Raw genomic sequence first — 19455 nt, forward strand, 5'->3', positions numbered from 1 at the left:
CGATCGCACGAACATGTGGTGTTGGGGGTCAACCGGATGTCGTCGTTGTAATCCGGCGTGGGCGGACCGATCTGACGGGTCCGTGACACCGGTGACAGAGGGAGATTTCAGTCGATGGGTGCAGGTGAGATGAAACCGAAGGCGACCGGTGGGTTCCGGCTCCGCAGTCGGCTGGTGGCGATCGTGGTCGCCGCGCTGACGGTGGCCGGACTCGTGGGAGTGGTTGCCGGTTCCGGTCAGGCGGATGCGCGGATCAACGGCACCGGCCAGCAGAACAACTTCGACATCGACGCATGCGGAATGCCGACCAACGGGGCGTTCGGCAACAAGTCGATGGCACCGGGCCGGGTCAACGTCCGCACCTGGTTCAATCCCAAGAACACGCGCACCGTCATCATGCTCGACGGCATGCGCGCCCAGTACGACTTCTCCGGCTGGGAGATCAACACCAACATCCAGGAACTGGTCAAGCGCGGCGTCAACGTCGTCGAGCCGATCGGCGGCCCGGCCAGCTTCTACACCAACTGGAATGCCCCCAGTAACTTCAACGGCCAGCAGCGCCGCTACATGTGGGAATGCGTCATCCAGAATCGTCTGGTGCCGGCGCTGAAGAAGCGTGGCTACCAGGGCAAGAACGGCAAGTACGCCATCATGGGTATCTCCTCGGGTGGTAACGCCGCACTGTCGCTGGCCGCGCACCGCCCCGACCTCTACTACGCCGCCGGTTCGCTGTCGGGCTACAACTTCCTGAGCGCCCCGGGCATGCACACGATGATCCGGCTCGCGATGCTCGACGTCGCACCGGCGCCGTGGAACGTCGACGCGATGTGGGGCCCGCCGTGGGATCCGCGCTGGTACGACAACGACCCGTCGATGCTCATCAACCGGATGCACGGGATGAAGATCTTCGTCGGCTCGGGTAACGGCCTGTTCGGTCGGTACAACGCACTGCCGAACGTGTTCGACGACCTCTTCAAGGGTTCGACGCTCGAGGTGCTCGCCTTCACCCAGGCCAAGGCCTTCGAGGGGCTGGCACTGATCAACGGTCTGCCGGTGATGAGTCACTACGCCAACGGCACCCATGCCTGGGGCTACTGGCAGGACATGGTGTGGAACGCCTACGCACAGGGCTTCTTCCGCTGATCCGCTAGACGCGGCAACTGCTCTACCGACCCCGGTCGGAACCACTGGTTCCGGCCGGGGTTTTCGCATCGGCCGGTCACCCGGTCGGGACGCTACATCTGTCCGCCTAGATCACAGAAGTCACAAAAATCTCATCTGCCACAGCGTGGCGTCCCCGCCCGACGCGCATGACCGTGTAAGAAACACCTGAGGCTAGATGACACCAGTGAGATTTTTGTGACTCATGTGGTGTTCGGGAGGACAATCCCCCGTGGCGACGGGTCGTCGGGGTGCGAAGGAGCTCAAGGGAATGCGAACAGCGAGTGCGGGGCGGCCACGGTGGCGCAACCCCGTCCGAATGATCATCACGATGGTGGTGATCGCCGTGGTGGCAGCGGCGTGGACGTTGATCGGGCAGCAAACCGCACACGGCGCACCGGCACCCGCGCCGGCCGCGCCACCGGCGACCTCCCCGGCACCGTCACCCGCCTCCCCGGCACCGGCGGAATCTCCGGCCCCGGCGGCCAGTCCCGCGCCGGCCGCAGCGCCCGCGGCGACGGCACCCGCCCGCGTCACCAAGACGTACTGGTACACCGACCGCCGGGTCGCCCTGTGGGTGTTCTCGCCGGCGATGAACACCGAGATCCAGGTGCAGATCCTGCTCGCCCGCGACTGGTGGGCCAATCCTCGGGCCAAGTTCGCCCAACTGACGATGCTCGACGGCCTGCGTGCCCAGGATGACCAGAGCGGCTGGATCATCAACACCGACATCGTGAACTTCTACCAGGACAAGAACGTCAACGTCATCCTGCCGATCGGTGGCGAATCCAGCTTCTACACCGACTGGCAGCAGCCGGACAAGGGCAAGACCTACAAGTGGGAGACCTTCCTCATCCATGAGCTCCCGCCGATCCTGGAGGGCGACTGGCGGTCGACCGACGTCCGCGGGATCGAGGGGCTGTCGATGGGTGGCTCCGCGGCGATGATGCTCGCGGCCCGCAATCCCGGTTTCTACAAGTTCGCCGGTTCGTTCTCCGGCATCCTTCAGATGACGTCCTACGGCATGCCGCAGGCGATTCAGTTCGCCCTGCGCGACGGTGGCGGCTACGACGCGATGAAGATGTTCGGGCCGCCCAGCGATCCGGCCTGGAAGGAACACGATCCCTACCTGCTGGCCGACAAGCTCCAGGGCACCAGCCTCTATATCTCCTCCGGGAACGGAATGATCGGCCCGCACGACTCACCGTCGGACATCCCGATGCTGGCCACCAACTACTCCGGCGTCGGCCTGGAACTACTCTCCCGGGTCACCTCGCAGCAGTTCGCGATCAAGCTGAACCAGTTGGGGATTCCCGGTCAGGCCGTCTACCGGGCATCGGGCACCCACACCTGGCCGTACTGGGAGTTCGAGATGCATCAGGCATGGCCGCAGGCCGCCGCCGCACTCGGCCTGTCCGGCGACAAGGTCAGCTGCCGTCCCAGCGCCGCGTTCAAGAAGGTCGCCGACCGCGCCCGGATCGGTGCCTGCCTCACGCCGGAGTACGCCGTGCCAGGCGGTCGGGCACAGGACTTCGCCGGCGGACGCATCATCACCGGACCCAAGGGCCCGAAGGTGGTGGGTGGGGCCATCGGCGGCGCCTACGCGGGTGCCGGCGGACCGGGCGGCAAGCTCGGCCTGCCCACCGGGGACGAACAGAACTGGCGCGACGGCGGCAAGTTCCAGACGTTTGAGCACGGTCGGATCAACTGGACACCGCGCGGAGGTGCCGTACTCGCCCGGTGACCGAACCCGACATGAACACGCAGGAGCCGCTCCACACCACGTGGGGCGGCTCCCGCGTGTGATCCCGGGGACATCGGAGTGTGCCGGGCCTGAGAGCTCTCTGTGGAATCCATGGGTTTTCCGCAGATCACGTGTTCCCGCGGCCGGATTCGTCGGAGGTGTTGGGTAGCCTTGCGCTGGCGGTCCGCACACCGACCGGTGAGCGTTGGCCCGATGTTGTTTGTGCCGTGCTGTTTTCACGGCGCGAGACGTGGAAGCGATGACGAAGTGATGATGACCAAGTACCTCAGGCTCGGCCTGATGATGATGGGCGCCGCGTTGGCGTTCGGCTCGCTGACGGCGTGTTCGGATGATTCGACCGCGAGTGCCCCGATCACCAGCAACCCGGTCACCACCACCTCGCTGTACTCGGCGTCGTCCAGTGCGCCCTCGTCGTCGGCCGCCGCCGACTCCTCGTCCCCCGATTCGGCGACATCGACCACCGCTGGTTCGAGTCTGCCCGCCACGGCACCGCGTACCACCGCGGCGGCGTCGGGTTCGTTCGTCGCACCGTCGGGTCAGGCCCTCGATCCCAAGGCCAAGCGGTATCTGCAGGCCCTGCGCGATCAGAACGTCACCCTGCTCGGCGACGAGGACAACGGCGTCGCGTTGAGCGTCGCGATCTGGGTGTGTGAGGCCCAACGCAAGAACACCGATCCGGTGACCACCAAGGGGTATGTGGTGGCGCTGGTGGCGCCCGGCACCAACAGCACGCAGGAGGCCAACGCCAAGGCCGACAAGGTGATCAAGGCCGCCGAGGATTACTACTGTTGAGCGCGGGATCACCGCTTCTGAGCGGACACCCTGACCGGTGAACGCCGCCCGCCGATCTCGCCGTGCCCGATCGCGCCCGGCCCGCCGACGCATCCTGCCGCTGATGCTCGCAGCGGTCGCCCTGCTCGCGATCATCGCCATCGTTCTCGTCGTGCTGTGGGTGCAGGGTCTGCGTGGCGGTGCGCCGCAACCGCCGGGCACCTCGACCACGCCGTCGACGCCGTCCACCCGCCCCGAGGCGCAGTCTGCCGACTGTCCGGACGTGTTGACCCTGGTGGTGCCGGGTACCTGGGAGTCGGCCGCCGATGACGACCCGGACAACCCCACGGCCAATCCGCGATCGTTGATGCTGCGCGTCTCCTCGGCGCTCAAGGAGCAGTTCCCCGAATCGCGGACCGAGGTGTACACGGTTCCCTACGTGGCGCAGTTCCGTAACCCGACCAACCTCAACGACCACCAGGCCGACTACAACGACTCGCGGACCCAGGGCTTCAAGCGGGCCGCGGGCAAGATCATCAGCACGCACGAGCGTTGCCCGCTGACCCGTTACGTGATCATGGGCTTCTCACAGGGTGCGGTGATCTCCGGTGATCTCGCCTCGGCGATCGGAAACGGGCGGGGCGGGGTGCTACCCGCCGAGGATGCCGATCTCGTCCTCGGCGTCGGATTGATCGCCGACGGTCGTCGGCAACCCGGCGATCAGCGCGACATCACCCCGAGCCCGCCGGGCGTCGGAGCCGAGATCTCGCTGAGTGGAATGGGTACGCTCGTACCGGGAATCACGATGACCGGACCACGCACCGGCGGATTCGGCAGCGTTCGCGACAAGGTCGTATCCATCTGTGCGCCAGGCGATCTCATATGTGACGCGCCCACCGTCACCAATCCGCTGGGCGCGGTCAACCAGTTGCTCGGCGCATTGAACAACCCGGTGCACGCCCTCTACGCGACACCGCGGTACTGGTCCCACGACGGCGCCACCGCCACCCAGTGGATGCTCGGCTGGTCGCAGAACCTGATCGACGCGGCGCCCCGCCCGGCCCACAACTGACGGGCGCAACAAGCGCCGCCTACAGGCCCGTGTGTGCGTCGCGCCGCGATGCAGGAGGAAGAGCGAGGAGCGTAGCGACGATGCGATGACGACGACGAGCGGTGCAGGTGGGCGCACGCACGCGCGATTCGCGGAGCGATCGCAACCAAGCACCGTTTGGTGAGCTCACGGGCCTGCATTAACGTTGTGGGCTGGTTCGGCGATGTCCCCCAAAGTGGGGGAGATCCTCCGCCGGAACATCGACGACGCCGGGCAGGTACCGCCGGGCACGAGGAGAGACGCGTATGACCCAGGTCGAGCCCGCCGGGCCGGGCCAGAGCACTGTGCGCAGGTTCCGGTTCGGCGCGGGTGGCGAGGGCAACAAGGACGAGGGCGGCGCCCGTAAGTTCGTCAAACTCGCGCAAACCGCCGAAGAGTACGGATACGACACGTTCGCGGTACCGGATCACCTCGGTAATCAGGTCGGACCGCTGGCCGCGCTGGGTGCACTCAGTCAGGCCACCAGCCGTATCCGCCTCGCCACCTCGGTGCTGGCCAACGGCTTCCGCAATCCGGCGATCCTGGCCAAGGAGGCCAACACGATCGACGTGCTGAGCAAGGGACGCCTCGAACTCGGCATCGGCGCAGGCTGGATGAAAGAGGAATTCGACAAGGCGGGTATCCCGTTCGAATCGCCCGGCGTACGCATCCGGCGTCTCGACGAGTCGCTGACCATCCTCGACAAGCTGATGCGCGGCGAGACCGTGGACTTCGACGGCGAGTTCTATCAGATCAAGGGACTCGAGGGCACGCCGCGGCCCCGGCAGGGACCGCGCCCGCCGATCGCCGTCGGCGGTGGCGGCCCCAAGATGCTCGCGCTGGCAGCCAAGCACGCCGACATCATCTCGGTGGCGCCGGGCACCACACCCGACGGCAAGATGAAGCTCTCCGACATGACGATCGAGAAGACCGCCGAGCGCGTGGACCGCATCCGTGCGGCGGCCGGCGACCGATTCGACGACATCGAGATCAATTGGACCATCGCGGTCATCGTCATCACCGATGATCGGCAGGCCACCGCCGAGATGGCTCTCAAGGCGCTTGATCAGGGGTATCCGCCGAACATCGCCCGCGACGCCGAGTTCACCGTCGACGATGTGCTGAGCTCGCCGTACATCGCGATCGGCTCCTTCGAGGAGATCGCCGATCAGATCCGCGAGATCCGGCGCCGGACGTCGATGTCGTACGTCGGGGTGTTCCCGACCCAGATGGACGCGTTCGCGCCGGTGATCTCGCTCCTCAAGGGAGAGTAATGTGTGACCTCGGTCTGGCGGCGCACCCGGACACCGGATATGCGTGAACCCGGTGGTGTCCGCCCAGGTGAGGGGCCTGCAGTCACGTGATCGGGCTGCAGGATCACAAAAAGCGGACATGACGATCACGCGAAGCGAAACCGAAGACGCGACTGCACTACCGTGAGGCGGTAGTCGCGAGATGAGTACCGATGCGAACACCGATGCCCGAGCAGTCGAGCGTCATCGTTGTTCGTGGGCGCCGCGGGGTGTGCCACGAGAAAGGTACGCACTCACCTGCCCGGCAGGGGAGTGACGTGGGGGCCACAGGAGTAGATGGATGCTGAACACTGAATTCGACCAGTTCCTCGACGAGAACGGTCAGCTGCACTTCACCGAGGACGCGACGCTCGTCGACTATGTCGAGCGCAACGTCCGCGACGCGGCCGACACCCTCGCGTACCGATTCATCGATTACAGCCGTGAACGTGACGGTGAGCGTCAGGACCTCACCTGGGCACAGTTCGGCAAGCGACTGCGCGCGGTGGCCGCCCGACTCCAGCAGGTCACCAAGCACGGGGACCGGGTCGCCATTCTCGCCCCGCAGTCGTTGGAGTACGTCATCGGCTTCTTCGCCGCGCTCTACGCCAGCAACGTCGCCGTACCCCTGTTCAGCCCCGATGAGCCCGGCCACACCGACCGCCTGACCGCGGTCCTCGCCGACTGCGAACCGACCGCCATCCTCACCTCCACCAAATCCGCCGAGGCGGTCCGCAACTTCTTCGCCGACCGCCCCGCCAAGGAACGTCCTCGTGTCATCGCCGTCGACGCGGTCCCCGACTCCGTCGGCTCCGGCTGGGTCGCCCCCGTCGCCGGCAAGGACCACAACAAGGACACCGTCGCCTACCTGCAGTACACCTCCGGCTCCACCCGCGTACCGGCCGGCGTGGAGATCACCTACCAGGCCGTCGCCGCCAACGTTCTGCAGATCTACGACTGCATCGAGATCGACCGCAACGCCCGCGGCGTCACCTGGCTGCCGATGTTCCACGACATGGGACTGCTGACGGTGATCCTGCCCGCGCTCGGCGGAAAATACATCACGATCATGAGCCCGCAGGCCTTCGTGCGCCGCCCCGGCCGCTGGATCCGTGAACTCGCCGCCGACGACGACAACGCCCCCACCTACGCCGCCGCACCGAACTTCGCCTACGAGCACGCCGCCGCACGCGGACTGCCCAAGCCCGGCGAGACCCTCGACCTGTCCAACGTGATCGGACTCATCAACGGTTCCGAGCCGGTCACGGTCGGCTCGATGAAGAAGTTCAACGACGCCTTTGGTCCCTACGGCCTGCCGAAGACCGCGATCAAACCCTGCTACGGCATGGCCGAGGCCACCCTGTTCGTCTCCGCCACTCAGCGCGACAACGAGGCCAAGATCATCTACGTCGACCGCGACGAACTCAGCGCCGGACGAATGAAGATCATCGACTCCGACGCCCCCAGTGCCGTCGCACAGGTGTCCTGCGGCCAGGTCGCCCTGAGCCAGTGGGCCGCCATCGTCGACGCCGCCGACTACGACGAGACCGGCACCGCCACCGAGAAGGCCGACGGCCAGGTCGGCGAGATCTGGCTGCACGGACTCAATATCGGCGCCGGCTACTGGAACAAGCCCACCGAATCCCAGCGAACCTTCCACAACACGATCGACGTGCCGCTGCCCCAGGGCAGCCACACCGACGGGGCACCCGAGGGCGCCGAATGGATGCGCACCGGCGACTACGGCGTCTGGTTCGAAGGTGAGCTCTACATCACCGGCCGCGTCAAGGACCTCGTCATCGTCGACGGCCGCAACCACTACCCGCAGGACATCGAGTTCAGCGCCCAAGAGGCCAGCACCGCGCTGCGCCCCGGTTTCGTCGCCGCCTTCGCGGTCCCGGCCAACCAACTCCCCGCCGTCGTCTTCGAACAGTCGACCAGCGGTCTGAGCTTCGACCCCGACGACGCCTCCGAACAACTCGTCATCGTCGCCGAGCGCGGACCGGGCAAGAAGACCGACCCGCAGGAGATCGCCGACACCGTCCGCGCCGCCATCGCACAGCGCCACGGCGTCATGGCCCGCGACATCCTCCTCGTGCCCGCCGGCTCCATCCCCCGCACCTCCAGCGGCAAGATCGCCCGGCGCGCCACCAAGGCCGCCTACATCGACGGCAGCCTGCGGGGTGGGTACAAGCAAACAGCTTTCCCGGATGCGGGCGCTTAGCGGCGTGCTGACTGGCGCCGCTTCCGGCGGCGCGGGTGTTTGCGCCCTTGAGCACCGCTCGTCGTCGAAGACGACGCCGCGAAGATGTGGCGTCCGCTCCGCGTCCGCGAGTGTTCGGGCCCGGAGGCGCCACTCAACCCGACGGCTTCGCTCCTCGCTCTTCCTCCTGCATCGCGGCGCGGCCCGAACACCTGGTGGTAGCGGTGCGCCACTCCATTTCCGCAGGGCCGGTCCAGTACCGGCCCACTGATGAGTATTTTGGGTACTGATGTCTGAACTGCATAACGACGCCAACACTGGGTCCGACGACACCGTCAACGAGGGTGCCGCGGCTCCCGCTTCCCCCGACGGCGAGACCGCCGGTGGCCTGACCGTCGGCGAACTGCGCGACTGGCTGCGGAACTGGGTGTCGGAGGCGACCGGTGTCCCCGCCGACCAGATCAACGACGACCGGCCGATGGAAGAGCTCGGCCTGTCCTCACGCGATGCGGTGGCCCTGGCCGCCGACGTCGAGGACAAGACCGGCGTCATCCTCACCGCGACCGTCGCCTACAACCATCCGACCATCGCGATGCTGGCCAAACGCATCATCGAGGGCGATCCCGACGAGGATGTCGACGTCGACGCCGACCGCTTCTGGGAACGCGACCGCGACGACGCCGACGACATCGCCATCGTGGGCCTGTCGACACGATTCCCGAAGGCCGGCGACACCCCGGACTCGACGTGGGACGCACTGATCACCGGCCGTGACGGCATCTCGGACCTGCCCGAGGACCGGTGGACGGAATTCCGTTCCGATCCGCAGATGGCCGAGGTGCTCGCCAAGCGCAACCTGCGCGGCGGCTACCTCGACGACGTGAAGTCCTTCGACGCCGACTTCTTCCAGATGAGTCCGCGTGAGGTCGAGATGGTCGACCCGCAGCAGCGCCTCGCGATGGAACTGACCTGGGAGGCGCTCGAGCACGCCCACATCCCGGCCAGCGATCTCAAGGGCGGGCAGGTCGGCGTCTTCGTCGGCACCTCCACCAACGACTACCAGCTGATGGCCGCCCTCGGCCTCGGCGAGGGTTCCGACGAGACCGCCGCCTACGCCCTGACCGGCACCGCGACCTCGATCATCGCCAACCGCGTCTCCTACTTCTTCGACTTCCACGGCCCGTCGGTGGCCATCGACACCGCGTGCTCCTCGTCGTTGGTCGCCGTGCATCAGGCCGTCCGCAGCCTGCGCTCCGGCGAATCCGACGTCGCGCTGGCCGGTGGCGTCAACATGATCCTCACCCCCGCCGCGACCGTCGGCTTCGACACCATCGGCGCGGTCGCCAAGGACGGTCACATCAAGGCCTTCTCCTCTGACGCCGACGGCATGGTGCGTTCCGAGGGTGGCGGCATGTTCGTCCTCAAACGCCTCGCCGACGCCCGCCGCGACGGTGATCAGGTGCTGGCCGTCGTGTCCGGTTCCGCGGTCAACTCCGACGGCCGCTCCAACGGCATCTTCGCCCCCAATCCCGAAGCGCAGGTGGAGGTGCTGCGATCGGCCTACGTCGACGCCGCGCTCGACCCGCGTCAGGTCGACTACATCGAGGCCCACGGCACCGGCACCATCCTCGGTGACCCCATCGAGGCCGACGCCCTCGGCCGCGTGGTCGGCCGTGGCCGCGTGGTCGGTGCGCCCGCTCTGCTCGGGTCGGCCAAGACCAACTTCGGTCACATGGAATCGGCGGCCGGTGCCGGCGCACTGGCCAAGGTGGTGCTGTCGTTGCAGCACAACACGATTCCCGCATCCCTCAACTACGCGGGCCCCAACCCGTACATCCAGTTCGAGGCGACCGGACTCAAGGTGACCCCCGAGGTCACCGAATGGCCGCGGTACTCCGGGCACGCCATCGCCGGCGTCTCCGGCTTCGGATTCGGTGGCACCAATGCGCATGTCATCGTGCGTGAGGTGCTGCCGGGTGATCTGACCCGCGGCGACGTCGACATCCCCGCGCTCGACGCGGCGGCCGCCGAGACCCCCGTGGCCGACGACGATGACGACGACGAATTCCTCACCGAGGCCGAGCGTGCGGTCCTCGCCGCGCAAAACCCGGCCGCCGAGGCGCCTGCCGCCGTCGCCGAATCCGATCCCGCCGAGGGGTTCGCACCGGCCGCGGCCGAGGGCTCGGTGGTGCCGCTGGTGATCTCGGCATTCCTGCCGTCGCGTCGCCGCAAGGCCGCCGCCGACCTCCTGTCATGGCTGGAATCCGATGCGGGACAGGCGACTCCGCTCGCCGACATCGGCCGCGCGCTGGCACACCGCAACCACGGGCGGTCCCGTGCGGTGGTGATGGCCCGCAGCCACGACGACGCGATCAAGGGTGTTCGCGCGGTCGCCGAGGGCAAGGCCAATCCGACTGTGTATTCGGTGGATTCACCGGATGCGGCGTCGGCGGTCTGGTTGCTCTCCGGTTTCGGATCGCAGCATCGCAAGATGGCCAAGCAGCTCTACACCGAGAATCCGGTGTTCGCCAAGTATGCTGACCGGGTCGACGCCTTCGTGCAGCAGGAACTCGGCTACTCGATCGTCGAGATGTTCCTCGACGACGCACAGACCTACGGCATCGAGACCAGCCAGGTCGGCATCTACACCATCCAGGTGGCCCTGGCCGACACGCTGCGTCACTTCGGCGCCGAACCCGGTGTGCTGGTGCCCCATTCGATGGGTGAGGCATCCGCCGCCTACATCAGCGGCGGACTGTCGCTGGCGGACGCCACCCGCGTCATCTGCCAGCGTTCGCGCCTGATGGGTGAGGGTGAGTCGATGCTCCAGGGCGACGACATCCGCCTGATGGCGCTGGTCGAGTACTCCGCCGACGACATCACCGGTGTGCTCACCGACTACCCGGATCTGGAGATCTGTGTGTACGCGGCACCGACGCATACCGTCATCGGCGGGCCGGAATCGCAGGTCGACGCGATCGTCGCGCGCGCCGAGGCCGAGGGCAAGCTGGGTCGCAAACTCCAGACCAAGGGCGCCAGCCACACCTCGCAGATGGACCCGCTGCTCGGCGAATTGTCCTACGAGCTCACCGGAATCGAGCCGCTACGGCCCACCGTCGGCTTCTACAGTTCGGTGGATCGGGAGACCTTCTACCGACCCGGGCATGAGCCGGTGCACACCATCGACTACTTCCTCAAGGGCCTACGCCACAGCGTGTGGTTCTCCCAGGCCATCTCGAAGTCGGTGGAGAACGGGCACCGCACCTTCCTGGAACTCTCACCCAACCCGACCGTCCTCATCTCCGTTGCCGCGGTGACCTTCTCGTCGGGTCTGCACGACGCGGAACTGATCGAGACGTTGCGCCGCAAGGAGGACGAGAGCTACGGGCTCATCAACGCCTTGATGAAGCTCTACGTGCACGGACATCCGGTGAACGTCGGATCACTGTTCGGCGCAGGCGATTTCGCCGACATCCCGCGAACCCGCTTCGAGCGCAAGGAATACTGGCTCTCCGCCTCGCTGTCGTCGGGTTCCGGTGTCGGCAAGGTTCCCGGCGCCCACGTGGCGCTGCCGGACGGTCGGCATGCCTGGGAGGTCAACGCCGCCGCCGTCACCGACCCGCGTGAGCTGGTGCGGGCGGCGGCCGCTCAGGTCCTCTCCGGCGCCACGGTCGGTGCGGCCCTCGCCCATGGCGAGCTGCCGTCGGCGGGCACCCTGACGACGACGCTGAGCCCGCACCCGGGTGGCGCGTCGGTGACGGTGCATGCCCGGGACGACAAGAACACGGCCGACAAGAACTTCCGGCTGCTCTTCGAGGCCGCGGTGACCGGCGACCTCGCCGACGGCGCTCCGAATTCCGTTGACGGCACCCAGAATCTCGTTGACGCCGCCCAGAATGTCACTGACGGCGCTCCGGCGAAGGTCGATCCGGACAAGATCGGTTATACCGACACCTCGGTGGTCGTCGAGGACGAGGTGATCGACGACATCGGCAACCGCTGGGACCCGGCATCGGGCGAGTCGGTGGAGGATCGGCTCGCGATCATCGTCGGTGAGTCGATGGGGTATGACCCCGAAGACCTGCCGCGCGAGATCCCGCTCATCGAACTCGGGCTGGATTCGCTGATGGCGGTGCGCATCAAGAACCGCGTCGAGTTCGAGTTCGACATCCCGCAACTGCAGCTGCAGGCGATGCGTCAGGCCAACCTCGCCGACGTCACCAAGTTCGTCGAGTACGCGGTCGCCCACCGTGACGAACTCGACTCGCTGGCCGAGAATGCCGGCGGCGGAGGCGAACTCGACACCGCCGCGCTCAACGCCTACATCGACGAGCAAAACGCCAAGCGTGCCGCCGCCCCCACTGCAGCACCTTCCCCCGCGGCTGAACCCCCCGCCGTGGAGGCCACAGCTTCCCCTTCGGCTGAACCCCCCGCAGTGGAGGCCGCACCTTCACCTGCCCCCGATCTCACCGATCAGAAGGCCGTGGCCGACGCCGCGGGCTCCGACGTCCCGCCGCGTGACGCGGCCGAGCGTCTGACCTTCGGGGTGTACGCGGTGATCACCAAGCGGTCCGCGGGCGGCATCTTCAACAAGCTGCCGGTGCTGGAAGAGGAAGTGGCACAAGCACTCACCGACAAGCTCAACGAGCGCACCGGTGGCGATATCGACGTCGAGGACATCCTCGACTCGGAGACGATCGAGGAGATGTCGAACTACGTTCGCGAGTTCCTCGACGCCGCCGCCGACACCGACGGCTTCATCCGATACCTGCGGCTGACGCCGGCGGGCAAGAAAAGCTACGACCCGAGCGCCGGAGATCCGGTGCCGGCGTTGCTGTTCCATCCCGCCGGCGGCAACACCTCGGCGTATGAGGCGCTGCTGAAGCGGCTGCCCGACGATCAGCCGGTGATCGGTTTCGACCGCGTCGAGGGCAGCATCGAAGAGCGTGTGCGCCAATACATGCCACGCCTGCGCGAGGTGCAGCCGCACGGCCCGTACGTGCTGATCGGCTGGTCCCTCGGCGGTGCTCTAGCCTACGGCTGCGCGCAGGTGCTCGCCGAGGAGGGTGAGGACGTCGCGTTCGTCGGCCTGATCGACGTCGTCCGGCCGCGCCACGACGTGGCGGAGACCCCGGACACCAAACGTCAACGGCTGGAACGATGGAAGGAGTTCGCGATCCGCAACTACGATCTCGACGCCGACATCCCGATCCCGATGGATCGGCTGGTCGAGGCCGACGACGAGGGGCAGTTCGCGATCATCATGGAGATGATGTCGATGTCGGGCACCAAGATCCCCGGCGGGATCATCGAGCATCAGCGCACCTCGTTCATCGACAATCGTGCGCTCACGAACATCCGGCCGACCCGCTACGACGGCAAGGTGGTGCTCTACCGCGCCGACCGGATGCACGACGGCGCCATCGAGCTCGAGCCGCAATGGGCCGAGATCGACGAGGACGGCCGCTGGGGTGAGGTCGTCGACGATCTGGAGATCATCCACATCGGTGGCGATCACCTCTCGATCGTCGACGAACCGTTCATCGGCAAGATCGGTGCCGACCTGACCCGCCGCCTGAGCGACGTTCCGGCGCCCAGCACCCACTGACAACGGCTAGGAGTAGACCGTGGAGACGACCGCAGCGAAACTCGCCGACCTTCGGGCCAAGCTCGAACTGGCGAAGGAACCGGCCGGCGAGAAGGCGATCGCCAAGCGAGCCAAGAAGGGGATTTTCTCACCCCGTGAGCGTTTGGCGATGCTGTTCGACCCTGGGACCTTCGTCGAGATCGGTGCGCTGGCCAAGATGCCGGGTGCGGCGGAGACCGGTTACGGCGACGGCGTCGTCACCGGCCACGGCTTGGTCCACGGCCGTCCGGTCGCCGCGTTCTCCCACGATCAGTCCGTCCTCGGCGGCACCGTCGGTGAGATGTTCGGCCGCAAGGTCGCCGCGCTGATGGAGTGGGCCGGGCGGATCGGCTGCCCCATGGTCGGCATCAACGACTCGGCCGGTGCGCGCATCCAGGACGCGGTGACGTCACTGGCCTGGTACGCGGAGATGGGCCGGCGTAACGATCTGCTGTCCGGTCTGGCGCCGCAGATCTCGGTGATCCTCGGCAAGTGCGCGGGCGGTGCCGTGTACACCCCGGCCAACACCGACATCCTGGTGGCCGTCGAGGACAAGTCCTACATGTTCGTCACCGGGCCGGACATCATCAAACAGACCACCGGAGAAGAGATCTCGGCCGAGGACCTCGGCAGTGCGCACAATCAGGCGCGGTGGGGCAACATCCACCACGTCGCCGCCGACGAGAAGGCCGCCTTCGAGTGGGTGCGGGACTACCTGCAGTACATGCCGTCGAGTTGCTACGAGCGCCCGCCGGTGATCAACCCGGGCCTCGAGCCGGAGATCACCGCCAGCGATCTCTCCCTCAATGAGTTCATGCCCGATTACGACAACGCGGGCTACGACATGCACGACATCATCATCAAACTCTTCGACGACGGCGCCTTCCTCGAGGTCGGAGAGTTGTTCGCGCCCAACATCATCACCGGGTACGCCCGGGTGGACGGCCAGTCGGTGGGTGTGGTGGCCAACCAGCCGAGTGTGATGGCCGGGACCCTGGACACCGATTCGTCGGAGAAGGCCGCGCGATTCGTGCGGATCTGCAACGCCTTCGGGATCCCGCTGATCTTCCTCGTCGACACCCCCGGCATCCTGCCGGGCCTGGTGGAGGAGCAGAAGGCGACGATCCGGCGGTCCGGCCGATTCCTCTACGCCTACGTCGAGGCCGACGTCCCGAAGATCACCGTGGTCCTGCGCAAGGCCTACGGCGGCGCGTATGCGGTGATGGGATCCAAGCAACTCGGCGCCGACATCAACTTCGCGTGGCCGTCGGCGAAGATCGCGGTGATGGGTGCCGAGTCGGCCGCGGCGGTGCTGACCCGACGGCAGACCGAGGGGATGAGTGCGCACGACGCCGACAAGGTGCGCCGCGACTTCATCGACTTCTACAACACGATGATGGCCACGCCGTATCTGGCTGCCGAACGCGGTTACATCGACGCGGTCATCGAGCCCGCCGAGACCCGGCTGCAGTTGCGAAAGGCGTTGGCGCAGTTGCGTGACAAGCAGATGCTCCGCACCGACCGCAAGCACTTCCTGATGCCCATCTGATCGCCCGGGAGCGATCACCCCGGAGCGATCACCCCGGAGTGCTCACCGGACTCGCGCAGTCGAGTAGTTCGGCGGTGTCGACGATCTTGCGTCGCCAACGCTTCAGCGGCTTGCCGGCGTCGCGTTCGGCCTTGTCGATGTGCTTCCAGCCCTCGCCGGACACCCGTCGGTAATCGCTTTGCGCGAGCAGCTCATCGAGACCTGGGTGACATTCTTCGCGGTCTGGCCCATCGCGATATAGACGTCGGGCAGTTCGTTACGTCCGCAGGGATCGATCCACGGGCCGGCGACGACGAATGCGCCGCCTTCGCCTGCTTGGATCGCATGCATGGCCACCCGTGCCGCCTGCACGCTCGACGCGCAGTAGCGGGTGACCGTGGTGCCGGGTGAGTACTTTCTGACCACAGGCTGAGCATGGCCCGATGGGATTGGAGTGGTTAGGTTTTCAGCCTTGTCTCACCGGGTCTCGACCTCGACAAGCTCGGCCCGGCGGACACGGGTGTCGTTTCGACGGAGCTCAACGCGGCGGCTGACTGGCTCCGACCCGGCGAAATCGTTCTGCCGGCAAGATCGCGCCGCGGCCGGCGACAGATACAACACCCGGCGGACAACACCCCGCGTGGCGCGAAGATCGAACGCGATTGCGGCAGTCCACTTCAGCGAGTTGACCCGGATCATTCCCACCGAGATGGACGGTGCGGTCCTCACCGAGATCGCAGCGACCCGCGTCGGGTCTTCCTAGCCCACTGCGGTGCCGAGTGCTTTTCCGATCGCGAACGTCACGATCATCGCGATGGCGCCTCCGACGACGACCCGGCACATCGGCCGCCACGGCGATGAGCCGCCGAGGACGGCGCCGACGTAGCCGGTCAAGGCCAGGGCGACGATCACCGCTGCGAAGGTGATCGGCACCCGAACATTGATTGGCGGCAACAGGATCGCCAGCATCGGCAGCAGGGCGCCGGACAGGAACGACACCGCAGAGGACACCGCGGCCATCCACGGGTTGGTGAGTTCGTGGGGGTCGATGCCGAGTTCGATGTCGGCGTGGGCCTCGAACGCATCACGGTCGGTCAGTTCGGTCGCCACACGGCAGGCGGTGTCGTGGCTGAGGCCCTTGGCCTCGTACAAGCCCACCAGTTCCTCGAACTCGGCCTCGGGTTCCTCACGGAGTTCGCGGGTTTCCTTGGCCAGGAGTGCCTGTTCGGTGTCGCGTTGGGTGCTCACCGACACGTACTCGCCGAGTGCCATCGACACGGCGCCGGCGCAGAGGCCCGCGAGACCGGCGGTGAACACCGGACCGCGCTCGGTGGTGGCGGCGGCGACACCGACGACGATGCCCGCGGTGGAGACGATGCCGTCGTTGGCGCCGAGCACACCGGCACGTAGCCAGTTGAGACGATTCTTCAGTGAGCCGCCGGCGTGGGGTTCACCCGGATGCTGATGCGGCGGATCGGCATCGTCATGCTCGGCAGCAGTGTCCTCGACGTTGCGCATGACTCAACTCAAGCCCGAATTGTCGGGAGCCGCAAGTCAGGAAAGCCGAACCTAGCTGCAGTTTTGCCGCGATTTTCGTGTGTCTCGGATGGGCGAATCCATGGCGACCGCACTCACGCGAACCGCTGCAGGATGGAGTGCACCGCCTGGGTGACCGTCACCCGGTCGTAGCTCTGCACGAAATCGAAGGTGCGGTCGAGGTCCGCCGATCCGCAATGCTGATCGCGCGCCGACAGCAGAGCGGCGAAATGAGGCCCCAGCACCGCGACATTCCATTCCTCGACGAGGTCGTCGTCGGGTGCCAGCGGTGCGCGGTGCACGTTGCCGTCGCGGATGTCGACGAGGTCGACCCCGTAGACGCCGGCCAGTCCGGTGCGCATCGACATCGACCGCCATCGTGCCGCGGTTCGGTCGGTGAAGTGCCGGGCGTGCTGGAAGGTGCCGAGCACGATGGCCGCCCCACCGGCGGCGGCCTGTTCTTCCAACGCCTTGCTCATCTCGATCAGCAACCGTTTGCTGCCGCGGCGCGGGACGTGCAGGGCCGACGCGATGGCGTACGGGGTGGCGCCGTCCGGTGCCGGTGTCGACCACACCGGCAGATCCGGCAGCGGAACGATGGTCGCCGTTCCGAACACCGACGGCGACTCGACGGCGGGATACAGGCTGCCGGTGCCGTAGGACGCGCCCATCGTCATCGCGGTGATCCGCTTGGCCTCGTCGTCGACGCCGTCGGCGACGACCACCGCATGCGTGCGTTCGATGTGGGCGGCCAAGGTGTGTGCGATCCGCGCGCCGTCCGGATTGGCGTCGGCGGCAAGTAGCTCGGGCCCGGTGACGATGATGTCGGGTTCGATGAGCGACAGCAGGGTCGCTGCCTGATCGCTGGTGGTCAGGCCGTCGACACAGATCACCCGTCCCTTGCTGCGGGCCCGGGCGACCCGCGCGAGGGTGCGCTGCGGGCTGCGTTCGACGGCGTCGGGAAGCACGACCATGACGTGTCGCTCCAGAACGTCGAGAGTGTCGTCGTCAAGGCCGTCGACGAGTTCGAGGTCGAGGTGGACGAGCAGCGGCAGAATCTTGGCCAGGGACTGTGCCTGCGGGGAGGTCGCGAACTCGCGTTTGCGGTTGTCGAGGACGCGGTGCTGATCCATCAGCCGGGCCGCCCGACGCAGGGCGCGGGAGGTGCCGACCCGTGTGCCTGTCGGGCCGCGCAGGGTGAGTTCGACCGCCGCAACGGCGCCGTCGCTCAACCGGCACACCGGCGCGAATTGCATGTGGAGCTCCAGGTCATCGAAGAGAGTGAATCCACTCCCGACTGGCATCTGTGCAGAATCAGGGGTCATCGCAGAACCACGTCCATCGGCCTTTCCTTGGCGCGTCGAGGCGCAACCGGATGGATGCAGCTGTTTCACATCCTCTTGTGAACGTCACATGAGGTGGCTCATAACCGTGACAGGGCAAACATGGCGCCTACGGCCAGGGTAACAAGAAATGCGATGAGGGCGGCAGCGACCGTCACCGACCCGGTGAAGCCGACGGCCATGACGAAAACCCAGAGAATGACGGCGACTATGGCGGCGATCCACAGCACCCGGACACCGCGGTCCGCGGGATCCGGTGGCGCCGGAATCGGATCGACCTCGGCACCACCGGCGGCGGTGTGGTTCGGAACAGCGGGTTCGGGTGACATGCGTCCGACGTCGTGTCAGAGATCAGCCGTTACGTGCGGCTGCTGCGGCGCCGCTCTCGGTGGTCTGGCCCGCGGTGGCGAGTTCGCCGGTGTAGCTCTCCAGATGCGCCCGCACGAACCACTGGAACTTCTCCAGTTCGGCGGTCTGCCCGATGAGGATGTCCTCGGTGATCGGGTCGAGATCACCGGTCTTTGTGATGGCGTCACGATGGGAGGTGATGAAGCCGTCGTACACCACATCGAGCGCGCCGAGGTGCGCCTGCGCTGTGTCCCGACCGATCGAGTAGTCATCCCAGGAGCGGTCGACCTCGATGGCCTTGGCGGTGCCACGTGGCGACGCGCCGAGGGTGGCGATGCGTTCGGCGATGGTGTCGGCATATCCGCGGACCAGTTCGACCTGCGGGTCGATCATCTCGTGCACGCCGATGAAATTGGCGCCCACCACATTCCAGTGCACATGCTTGAGGGTGAGGTGCAGGTCATTGAGCGCCGACAGACGCTCTTGCAGCAGAGTGGTGACCGTCGATGCGGCGTCGGAGTCAAGTCCGGGAGCGGTGAATGTGGTCATGACCCCACGCTACGAGTGCCGCCGACCGCCGCACACCCTCGGCGGCGCTGCGCAACGCAACCGAGACGGATGATCACGGTATGGTCACGACGCAAGCGCGCAAGCGATCCCGTCTCGCGGTGACAGCATTTGCCGTCACCAACGGTTCCACCGGTGAGTTCCGTGACATGTACTCGCGGTCGAGCAACAACCTCAAGCAGTTGCTCCTCGACAACAAGGGCGACCAGCAAGGGCACCGTCGTC

General features: G+C 66.7%; 13 protein-coding genes. 8 read left to right on the plus strand and 5 right to left on the minus strand.

Annotated elements, in window-relative coordinates; all coding sequences use genetic code 11:
• Window positions 1–114: 114 nt before the first annotated feature.
• The 8 genes from ACWDPV_RS08560 to ACWDPV_RS08595 all read left to right on the plus strand — a co-directional run bounded on the left by ACWDPV_RS08560 (window position 115) and on the right by ACWDPV_RS08595 (window position 15457).
• Window positions 115–1143 carry an alpha/beta hydrolase gene (locus ACWDPV_RS08560; RefSeq protein WP_449742580.1) on the plus strand — a complete coding sequence of 343 codons (1029 nt, stop codon included), beginning with the start codon at window positions 115–117 and terminating at the stop codon, window positions 1141–1143.
• Window positions 1144–1432: 289 nt separating this feature from the next.
• Window positions 1433–2905: an alpha/beta hydrolase-fold protein gene (locus ACWDPV_RS08565; protein ID WP_449742581.1), complete on the plus strand. Its 1473-nt coding sequence runs from the start codon at window positions 1433–1435 to the stop codon at window positions 2903–2905.
• Window positions 2906–3175: 270 nt separating this feature from the next.
• Window positions 3176–3718, plus strand: coding sequence for a DUF732 domain-containing protein (locus ACWDPV_RS08570; RefSeq protein ID WP_348807288.1), 543 nt, complete (start codon window positions 3176–3178; stop codon window positions 3716–3718).
• Window positions 3719–3755: 37 nt separating this feature from the next.
• Window positions 3756–4769 carry a cutinase family protein gene (locus ACWDPV_RS08575; protein ID WP_449742582.1) on the plus strand — a complete coding sequence of 338 codons (1014 nt, stop codon included), beginning with the start codon at window positions 3756–3758 and terminating at the stop codon, window positions 4767–4769.
• 284 nt (window positions 4770–5053) lie between these two features.
• Window positions 5054–6061: an LLM class F420-dependent oxidoreductase gene (locus ACWDPV_RS08580; protein ID WP_449742583.1), complete on the plus strand. Its 1008-nt coding sequence runs from the start codon at window positions 5054–5056 to the stop codon at window positions 6059–6061.
• A gap of 319 nt (window positions 6062–6380) precedes the next feature.
• Window positions 6381–8303: a long-chain-fatty-acid--AMP ligase FadD32 gene (gene fadD32, locus ACWDPV_RS08585; RefSeq protein ID WP_348807285.1), complete on the plus strand. Its 1923-nt coding sequence runs from the start codon at window positions 6381–6383 to the stop codon at window positions 8301–8303.
• 268 nt (window positions 8304–8571) lie between these two features.
• Window positions 8572–13890 (plus strand): polyketide synthase Pks13, encoded by a 5319-nt coding sequence (gene pks13 / locus ACWDPV_RS08590; RefSeq protein WP_449742584.1) that lies wholly within the window; start codon window positions 8572–8574, stop codon window positions 13888–13890.
• 19 nt (window positions 13891–13909) lie between these two features.
• A complete protein-coding gene (locus ACWDPV_RS08595) occupies window positions 13910–15457 on the plus strand; it encodes an acyl-CoA carboxylase subunit beta (protein ID WP_348807283.1) in 1548 nt (515 codons plus the stop codon).
• A gap of 102 nt (window positions 15458–15559) precedes the next feature.
• On the opposite strand, the gene ACWDPV_RS08600 is transcribed toward ACWDPV_RS08595, so the two are convergent.
• The 5 genes from ACWDPV_RS08600 to ACWDPV_RS08620 form a co-directional block, all read right to left on the minus strand.
• Complete coding sequence (locus tag ACWDPV_RS08600; RefSeq protein WP_449742585.1) at window positions 15560–15862, minus strand: hypothetical protein; 303 nt, start codon at window positions 15860–15862, stop codon at window positions 15560–15562.
• Window positions 15863–16195: 333 nt separating this feature from the next.
• Complete coding sequence (locus tag ACWDPV_RS08605; RefSeq protein WP_348807274.1) at window positions 16196–16954, minus strand: VIT1/CCC1 transporter family protein; 759 nt, start codon at window positions 16952–16954, stop codon at window positions 16196–16198.
• A 113-nt stretch (window positions 16955–17067) separates the two neighbouring features.
• Window positions 17068–18276: a DICT sensory domain-containing protein gene (locus ACWDPV_RS08610; protein WP_449742586.1), complete on the minus strand. Its 1209-nt coding sequence runs from the start codon at window positions 18274–18276 to the stop codon at window positions 17068–17070.
• 119 nt (window positions 18277–18395) lie between these two features.
• Entirely contained in the window at window positions 18396–18644 is a 249-nt protein-coding gene (locus ACWDPV_RS08615; RefSeq protein WP_449742587.1) for a hypothetical protein, read from the minus strand.
• A 22-nt stretch (window positions 18645–18666) separates the two neighbouring features.
• The gene (locus tag ACWDPV_RS08620) at window positions 18667–19212 is read right to left on the minus strand and encodes a Dps family protein (protein WP_449742588.1); all 546 of its coding nucleotides are present in this window, start codon (window positions 19210–19212) and stop codon (window positions 18667–18669) included.
• Window positions 19213–19455: the final 243 nt, after the last annotated feature.

It is taken from the genome of Gordonia sp. NPDC003504, from assembly GCF_053587995.1.